This is a genomic window from Streptomyces sp. NPDC018947 (assembly GCF_044390505.1).
Lineage (GTDB): Bacteria > Actinomycetota > Actinomycetes > Streptomycetales > Streptomycetaceae > Streptomyces.
In genome coordinates this window covers 289,805-298,198 of record NZ_JBIRZD010000010.1, presented here as the reverse complement: position 1 = coordinate 298,198, position 8,394 = coordinate 289,805, and the positions used below count along the sequence as shown (strand labels likewise).

General features: G+C 72.0%; 5 protein-coding genes. 1 reads left to right on the top strand and 4 read right to left on the bottom strand.

Annotated features, from left to right (window positions below; genetic code table 11):
* A partial coding sequence (locus tag ACH499_RS21030; RefSeq protein WP_399017496.1) for a maltotransferase domain-containing protein occupies nt 1-710 on the bottom strand: 710 nt, incomplete at its 3' end.
* A 447-nt stretch (nt 711-1,157) separates the two neighbouring features.
* Between ACH499_RS21030 and ACH499_RS21025 the strand changes: the two genes are divergently transcribed.
* The gene (locus tag ACH499_RS21025) at nt 1,158-3,776 is read left to right on the top strand and encodes a glycosyltransferase family 1 protein (RefSeq protein WP_399017494.1); all 2,619 of its coding nucleotides are present in this window, start codon (nt 1,158-1,160) and stop codon (nt 3,774-3,776) included.
* Between the two features lie 17 nt (nt 3,777-3,793).
* Here ACH499_RS21025 and ACH499_RS21020 read toward each other — a convergent pair whose 3' ends face one another.
* The 3 genes from ACH499_RS21020 to ACH499_RS21010 all read right to left on the bottom strand — a co-directional run bounded on the left by ACH499_RS21020 (nt 3,794) and on the right by ACH499_RS21010 (nt 8,363).
* The gene (locus ACH499_RS21020; RefSeq protein ID WP_399017492.1) at nt 3,794-4,303 is read right to left on the bottom strand and encodes a DUF1990 family protein; all 510 of its coding nucleotides are present in this window, start codon (nt 4,301-4,303) and stop codon (nt 3,794-3,796) included.
* 71 nt (nt 4,304-4,374) lie between these two features.
* The gene (locus tag ACH499_RS21015) at nt 4,375-6,024 is read right to left on the bottom strand and encodes a M4 family metallopeptidase (RefSeq protein WP_356205649.1); all 1,650 of its coding nucleotides are present in this window, start codon (nt 6,022-6,024) and stop codon (nt 4,375-4,377) included.
* 311 nt (nt 6,025-6,335) lie between these two features.
* On the bottom strand, nt 6,336-8,363 hold the full coding sequence (locus ACH499_RS21010; RefSeq protein WP_399017489.1) for a M4 family metallopeptidase: 2,028 nt from the start codon (nt 8,361-8,363) through the stop codon (nt 6,336-6,338).
* Nucleotides 8,364-8,394 lie beyond the last annotated feature (31 nt).

The window sequence follows — 8,394 nt, the reverse complement described above, 5'->3', positions numbered from 1 at the left end:
ATGGCGTCCAGCCGGCGTTCGGCGGTGCGGAAGGTGCCGTGGGGCTGTTCGGGGGTGCCCTCGGAGCGGGGGAAGAACTCGTACCAGGAGCCGTAGAGGGCGCGTTCGCGTTCGACCAGCAGGGGCAGCGGGTCGGAGGTGGTGACCAGCTCCCGCAGCGGGTGCCGGGCCAGCACCGCGTCCACCTCCGGCGTCAGCGCCGCCGCCAGCCGCGAGGCGGCGGGACGCGACGTGTCCCGCAGGGCACCGGCCGCGGCGAGCAGGTCCCGGCGTCCCTGGCTCTCCGTCACGTCCGCGGCGGCCCGCTCGTACAGCCGCGCGCCCTCCTCCAGCACCGACTCCGTGTCGGTGCCCGCCGGGACCTTGATCCGGGCCCGGTGCCGCCAGGTGGTGACCGGATCACCCCAGGCCTCCACGGTGAACGACCACAGACCGGGCTCTCCGGCCGTCACGGTGGCCCCCCAGCGGTCGGTGCCCGGGGCCAGCTCCCGCATCGGCGTCCACGGGCCCGGCCGGCCCCGCGGATCTCTCAGGACGACATTGGCGGCGACCGCGTCGTGTCCCTCGCGGAACACGGTGGCCGATATCTCGAACGCCTCTCCGGTCACGGCCTTGGCGGGACGGCGTCCCTGCAGGACCGCGGGACGCACGTCGAGAACGGGGATGCGCCCGACGGCCGGGGCCGGGGCTGAGTGGTGCGTGGCGGGCATGACCGCTCCTGTCCGCGTCAACGAGGGTGGGGATGACTGTGGGGAGGTGGGTCCTGCGGGACTGCCGAGGGTGTACCGCAGGAGCCTTTCCCGACTTTCCGGGTGGGCAATCCGGCACTTTGTTGACTACTCGCGCGTATGTCGACACATGCGGCGGGTCCCGACCGAACGCCTTCCCGCGCGTCGCCCCCGCAATCAGTGCCACCGCGACGAGTGCAGCTTTTCGTGCGGAACGACATGCCACAAGAAGGCCGCCGGGGAAAGATCCGGCCATATCACCACGCCGGTACCCATTAGCCCGTCCGGCGTTTGACGGGGAACCCGTTCAGGCCGATCCGGGACGCGGGGGGCGAAGCACCCGGCACGGGACGCACCGTCACCGGTAACGTCATAAGCGGCGAGATGACGCACATCCCGTCCAATCGAGCGAACGCGCTGAGGTGGAGTGTGAAGGCGATCCGTCGACTGACCGTCCGTCCCGTTCTCCCCGGCCCCCTCCGGCCGCTCAGTGAACTGGCCCGCAATCTGCGCTGGTCCTGGCATCCGGAGACCCGCGACCTCTTCCGGTCCGTCGACCCCGAGTGCTGGACCGCCTGCGGCAGCGACCCGGTGCGGCTGCTCGGCACCGTCCCGTCCGCGCGCCTGGCGGAGCTGGCCGACGACCGCCGGTTCCTGCGCAGGCTGGCCGCGGCGGCCGACGACCTCGACCACTACATGACCGGTGACCGCTGGTACCAGGCCCAGCCGGGCCGACTGCCCGCCGCCGTCGCCTACTTCTCACCCGAGTTCGGCATCACCGCCGCGCTGCCCCAGTACTCCGGCGGCCTCGGCATCCTGGCCGGCGACCACCTGAAGGCCGCCAGCGACCTCGGGGTGCCGCTGATCGGCGTCGGACTGCTCTACCGGCACGGCTACTTCCGCCAGTCCCTGTCCCGCGACGGCTGGCAGCAGGAGCACTATCCCGTCCTCGACCCCCACGAGCTGCCCCTCGCCCTCCTCGAGGAGCCCGACGGCACCCCCGCCCACGTCGCCCTCGCCCTGCCCGGCGGCCGGGAACTGCGGGCCCGGATCTGGCTCGCCCAGGTCGGCCGCGTCCCGCTGCTGCTGCTCGACTCGGACGTGGAGGAGAACGACCTCGCCGGACGCGGCGTCACCGACCGGCTCTACGGCGGCGGCAGCGAGCACCGGCTGCTCCAGGAGATGCTGCTCGGCATAGGAGGTGTCCGGGCGGTACGCGCGTACTGCCGGCTCGCCGGGCACGACGCGCCGGAGGTGTTCCACACCAACGAGGGCCACGCCGGCTTCCTCGGGCTGGAGCGCATCAACGAACTCTGCGACCAGGGGCTGGAGTTCGACTCGGCGCTGGAGGCGGTGCGGGCGGGCACCGTCTTCACCACCCACACCCCCGTCCCGGCCGGCATCGACCGCTTCGACCGCGCCCTGGTCGCCCGCCACTTCGGCCCCGAGGCCGAACTCCCGCGCATCGACACCGAACGCGTCCTGCGGCTCGGCATGGAGACCTACCCCGGCGGCGAGCCGGGCCTGTTCAACATGGCCGTGATGGGCCTGCGCCTGGCCCAGCGGGCCAACGGCGTCTCCCGGCTGCACGGCGGGGTCAGCCGCGAGATGTTCTCCGGACTGTGGCCCGGCTTCGACGCCGACGAGGTGCCGATCACCTCCGTCACCAACGGGGTGCACGCCCCGACCTGGGTCGCCCCCGAGGTGTTCCGGCTCGGCGCCCGGCGGATCGGCGTGCAGCGCGCCGAGGACGCGCTGACCGTCGGCGGCCCGGACCGCTGGGACTCCGTCGCCGACATCCCCGACGCGGACATCTGGGAGCTGCGCCGCACCCTGCGCGAACAACTCGTCACCGAGGTGCGCGAGCGGCTGCGCGCCTCCTGGCGGCAGCGCGGCGCGGGCACCGCCGAGCTGGGCTGGATCGACGACGCCCTCGACCCGGACGTCCTGACCATCGGATTCGCGCGGCGCGTGCCGTCGTACAAGCGCCTCACGCTGATGCTGCGCGACCGGGACCGGCTGACGGAGCTGCTCCTGCACCCCGAGCGGCCGGTCCAGATCGTCGTCGCCGGCAAGGCGCACCCGGCGGACGACGGCGGCAAGAAGCTGGTGCGGGAGCTGGTGCGGTTCGCGGACGACCCGCGGGTGCGGCACCGCATCGTGTTCCTGCCCGACTACGGCATGGGGATGGCGCAGAAGCTCTACCCCGGCTGCGACATCTGGCTGAACAACCCCCTGCGTCCCCTGGAGGCGTGCGGGACCAGCGGCATGAAGGCGGCGCTCAACGGCTGCCTCAACCTGTCGGTGCTGGACGGCTGGTGGGACGAGTGGTACCGGCCGGACTTCGGCTGGGCGATCCCCACCGCCGACGGCGAGGAGACCGACGCCGACCGGCGCGACGCCATGGAGGCCGCCGCCCTCTACGACCTGCTGGAGCAGCGGATCACCCCCCGCTTCTACGAGCGGGGCGTGAGCGGGCTGCCCGACCGGTGGATCGAGATGGTCCGCCGGACCCTGAGCCTGCTCGGGCCCAAGGTGCTGGCCGGCCGCATGGTCCGGGAGTACGTCGAGCGGCTCTACTCCCCGGCCGCGGAGGCGCACCGCGCGATGGACCCGGACTCCGCCCGCGGTCTCGCCGAGTGGAAGGCCCGGCTGCGGGCGGCCTGGCCCGGTGTGAGCGTCGACCACGTGGAGACGTCCGCGTCCGCCGCCACGGCGGAGCTGGGCTCGACGCTCGGGCTGCGGGTGCGGGTCAACCTCGGCGACCTCGCCCCGGACGACGTGGAGGTCCAGGTGGTCTCCGGCCGGGTGGACCTGGAGGACCGCATCACGGACGCGGCGACCGTGCCCCTGAAGCCGGTCGGCGGCCCCGACCTGGAGGGCCGCTGGGTGTACGAGGGCCCGCTCGCCCTGGACCGCACCGGGCCCTTCGGCTACACGGTGCGCATCCTGCCCGCGCACCGGTTGCTGGCCTCCCCGGCGGAGACGGGACTGGTCGCGGTGCCGTCCGGCGAGCTGGCGCAGGCGGCGGGGCTGCTGATGAGGTGAGGGCGCAGGCGGCGGGGTCAGTCCTCCTCGCCGCCGCCGCTGAGGCGCCGCAGGACCGAACCGCAGCGCCGGACGTAGGCGTGCTGGAGGCCGCGCGTCGCCGGTCCGCCGGCCCTGGCGTACCAGGCGGCCGGGCGGCTGAAGGCGGTCACGGTCAGCCAGACCGTGCCGTCGCCGGTGCGGTCCACGACGAAGGCCTCCTCACCGGACTCGGGGTGGCCGGGCAGCGTGCCGTACGCCCAGCCCGCCCGGCGGCGCTCCTCCAGCGTCCACACCACCCGGCAGGGAGCCTTGATCATGCCGGCCAGGGTGACGGTCACGTCGACGCCGGGCGCGGCGCGCTCCGCGCTCGCGTCGATGCCGACGCCCGTCGCCCGGTGCATCTCCCAGGTGAGCACGGCCTCGGCCGCCCGCCGGAACACCCGCTCGCCCTCACCGAGGCGGGTGCGCACGTGCAGGGAGCGGAAGCCGGGCGGGCAGTGGCCCTGCTCACGGGTGGCGCCGACGTCGTCGTACGTGAAGGACATGGGCACCAAGGGTAGGGCGGCACCCGGGAACCGGTGGTTCCCGGGTGCCGCCCGCCGTTCGGAGCCGGCCGTCAGACCACGTTGATCGCGGTCCAGGCCGCGGCCACCGCCTGGTACTCGGCGCTGGTGGAGCCGTACAGGGCCGACGCCGCGTTCAGGGTCGCCGTGCGGGCGCCCTTGTAGTTGGTCGTCGACGTCATGTACGTGGTCAGCGCCTTGTACCAGATCTGCAGCGCCTTGGCGCGGCCGATGCCGGTGACGGTCGAGCCGTTGTACGTCGGGGAGTTGTAGCTCACCCCGTCGATGGTCTTCGCGCCGCTGCCCTCGGACAGCAGGTAGAAGAAGTGGTTGGCCGGGCCCGACGAGTAGTGCACGTCGACGCTGCCGAGGCTGGAGGACCAGTAGTCCTTGGACGCGCCGTCCTTGCTGGGCTTGTCCATGTAGCGCAGCGGCGTGCCGTTGCCGTTGATGTCGATCTTCTCGCCGATGAGGTAGTCGCCCTTGTCGGACGTGTTGTTGGCGAAGAACTCCACCCCGGTGCCGAAGATGTCGGAGGTGGCCTCGTTGAGGCCGCCGGACTCGCCGCTGTAGTTGAGGCCGGCGGTGTTGGAGGTGACGCCGTGGCTCATCTCGTGTCCGGCCACGTCCAGCGAGGTCAGCGGGTGGGTGTTGCCCGAGCCGTCGCCGTAGGTCATGCAGAAGCAGCTGTCGGACCAGAAGGCGTTGACGTAGTTGTTGCCGTAGTGGACGCGGGAGTAGGCGGCCTTGCCGTCGTTCTTGATGCCGCTGCGGCCGAAGCTGTTCTTGTAGAAGTCCCAGGTGACCTGGGCGCCGTAGGCGGCGTCCACGGCGGCCGTCTGGTCGGTGGAGGAGCTGGAGGCGGTGCCGGTGCCCCACACGTCGTCGGCGTCGGTGAACAGGGTGCCGGTGCCGGCGGTCTTGCGGGCCAGGTTGTACGTCTTGTGGCCGCCGCGGCCCGTGTCGTAGAGCTGGTACGTCGAGCCGGACAGAGTGGTGCCGAGGGTGACGGTGCCCGAGTACAGGCTCTTGCCGGAGCCGGTCTCGATGCCCTGGTACTCGTACAGCTTGGCGCCGGTGGCCGCGTCGGTGACGACGTGCAGCTCGTTCGGGGTGCCGTCCTCCTGGAGGCCTCCGACGACCGTCTCGTAGGCGAGGACCGGCTTGCCGGTCGCCGCCCAGATCACCTTGCGCGGCGCGGAGTCGGCCGCCGTCTGGGAGGAGCCGGCCTCCTTCGCGGCGCTCAGCGCCTGCTGCTCGGCCTTGGCCGCGGGCACCTTCGCGGTGACGCCGGCGACCTTGATGGCGGCGTTCGTCGCCTTGGTCACGCCCTTGGCCGCGCCGGACTCCGCCCGGTGCACGACGAGGTCGCCGCCGAGGACGGGCAGCCCCTCGTAGGTGCGCTCGTAACGGGTGTGCACGGTGCCGTCGACGTCCTTGACGACGTCCTTGACGACCAGCTTCTCCTTGGCGCCGAGGCCTATCTCCTGGGCCGTGGCCGCCGCGGACCGCTGCTGCTCCTGGATGAGCGCGGTGCGGGCGGTGTCCGACAGCAGGACCGGGGCGCCCGGCAGGGCCCGCGGCGCGGAGGTGTCGGCGGTGGCGCTGCCGGCGGTCAGGCCGGTGGTGAGCAGGGCGCCGGCCGCGACGGCGGTGGCGACGGCCAGCGTGGTGCGCTTGTGGCGCGAGTAGAGGGAAGACACACAAGCTCCTTCTGTGGGGGAGTCCGGCCGGCCTCGTGGTGCGACCGGCCGGGGGAGAACTGCGAGTTGTGCGGCGGGTGACGGAAGAGTGGCACCGAGGTCGCGTACATGTCAGGAGGGTCGAATGACGTTGGCCGAAAATCGACGGCAGGGCGAATGTTGCGGGAACGTGAACCCCTGTGACCTCGGCAAAGCCGCAACCACCCGTGCGTATGGGCTTGGCAAAAAACGGGCGGGCATGGGAGGGGCGCCGCCCCCGGGAACGGATCCTCCGGGGACGGCGCCCTGTCTGTGGCGGGGTGCCGCGGTGCCTACGGGAAGGTGAGGCGCCAGGCGTCGATGTAGCCGGTGTCCAGCCGGCCCGTGTCCTGGACGCGCAGCTTCCAGGTGCCGTTGGCCGGTTCGGAGGAGGCGTTGACCGTGTAGGTCTCGTGCACGTCGTCCGCCGAGTCGTAGCCGCTGGCCTTGAGGGCGTACACCGAGCCGTCCGGGGCGACCAGGTCGATCTTGAGGTCACCACGCCAGGTGTGCACGATGTCCACGCCCACCTGGAGGTTGCTCGGCGCGTTGCCGGAGCGCCCGGAGACCGTGATCGAGGAGGTCACCGCGGCCCCGTAGTCGGGGATGTTCACGTTGGCGGTGTTCTCGTAGGTCGTGCCGCCGGGCGTGCCGCCGCCCGAGCGCGAGCCGACGTTGATGCCGGCCCACGCGTCCTGCACCGCCTTGTACTCGGCGCTGTCGGTGCCGTACAGCTCACCGGCCGCCGCGAGGGTGCCGGTGCGGGCGCCCGCGTAGTTGGTGGTCGACGTGAACTTCGTGGTCAGGGCGCGGAACCAGATCTTCTCCGCCTTCGCCCGGCCGATGCCGGTGACCGGAAGCCCGTCCGAGGTCGGCGAGTTGTAGGTGACACCGTTGATGGTCTTGGTGCCGCTGCCCTCGCTCAGCAGGTAGAAGAAGTGGTTCGCGGGGCCCGACGAGTAGTGCACGTCGATGGACCCGATCCCCGAGTACCAACTGTCCTTGGACGCGCCGTCCTTGCTGGGCTTGTCCATGTAGCGCAGCGGGGTGCCGTCCCCGTTGATGTCGATCTCCTCGCCGATGAGGTAGTCACCGACGTCGGAGGAGTTGTTCGCGTGGAACTCGACGGCCGCGCCGAAGATGTCCGAGGTGGCCTCGTTCAGACCGCCGGACTCGCCGCTGTAGACGAGGCCCGCGGTGTTGGAGGTGACGCCGTGCGTCATCTCGTGCGCGGCCACGTCGATGGACGTCAGCGGGTGGGTGTTGCTCGAACCGTCGCCGTAGGTCATGCAGAAGCAGCTGTCGGACCAGAAGGCGTTGACGTAGTTGTTGCCGTAGTGGACCCGTGAGTACGCGCCCACGCCGTCGCCGCGGATGCCGGAGCGGCCCTGGACGTTCTTGTAGTAGTCCCAGGTCAGAGCGGCCCCGTAGTGGGCGTCGGCCGCGGCGGTCTCCAGGTCGGAGGGGTTGCCGTTGCCCCAGACGTCGTCGGCGCCGGAGAAGAGCGTGCCGGTGCCCGAGGTGCCGCGGTTCAGGTTGTACGTCTTGTGGTTGCCGCGCGCCGTGTCGGTCAGCGTGTACGACGACCCGGACTGCGCGGTGCCCAGCGTCACGGTGCCGCTGTACATGGTGTTGCCGGTGCCGTTGTGGATCGCCTGGTACTCGTACAGCTTGGCGCCGGTGGCCGCGTCGGTGACGACGTGCAGCTCGTTCGGGGTGCCGTCCTCCTGGAGGCCGCCGACGACCGTCTCGTAGGCGAGGACCGGTGTGCCGTTCGCCGCCCAGATCACCTTGCGCGGGGCGCGCTCGGCGTCCGGCTGCTCGGCGCCCCGGTCCTTGGCGGCGGACACGGCCTGCTGCTCGGCCTTGGCGGCGGTGATCTTCGGCGTCACGGTGGCCGGCGTGATCGCCTTGGCCGTGGCCTTCACGACCCGCTCGGTCCTCCCCGACTCGGCGGTGGTGACGACGAGGTCACCGCCGAGGACGGGCAGCCCGTCGTAGGTGCGTTCGTAGCGGGTGTGCACGGTGCCGTCGCGGTCCTTGAGCACGTCACGGACGACCAGCTTCTCCTTGGCGCCGAGGCCCAGGTCGTCGGCCGTGGCGGCCTTGGTGGCGTTCGCGTCCCGGATCAGCTCCGCGCGCTGGGCCGGGGTGAGCTTGACGGACTCGGCCCCCGGGGCGGGGGCGGGCTGCGGGGCCGCCGTGGCGCCGCCGGCCTGTACGGCCGTGGCGATCAGGGCGGCGACGCCGGCGAGGGCGAGGCCCGCGGCGCGGCGGTGCGTGGTGTGGGAGGTGCGTCTGTGGGGAGAACTGCTGCTCAACACTGACTCCTTCTGCGTGGCCGCGCATCGC

Excerpts from the sequence above, each read along its gene's own strand:
- ACH499_RS21020 (WP_399017492.1), bottom strand. The coding sequence starts at position 4,303 with ATGTCCTTCACGTACGACGACGTCGGCGCCACCCGTGAGCAGGGCCAC.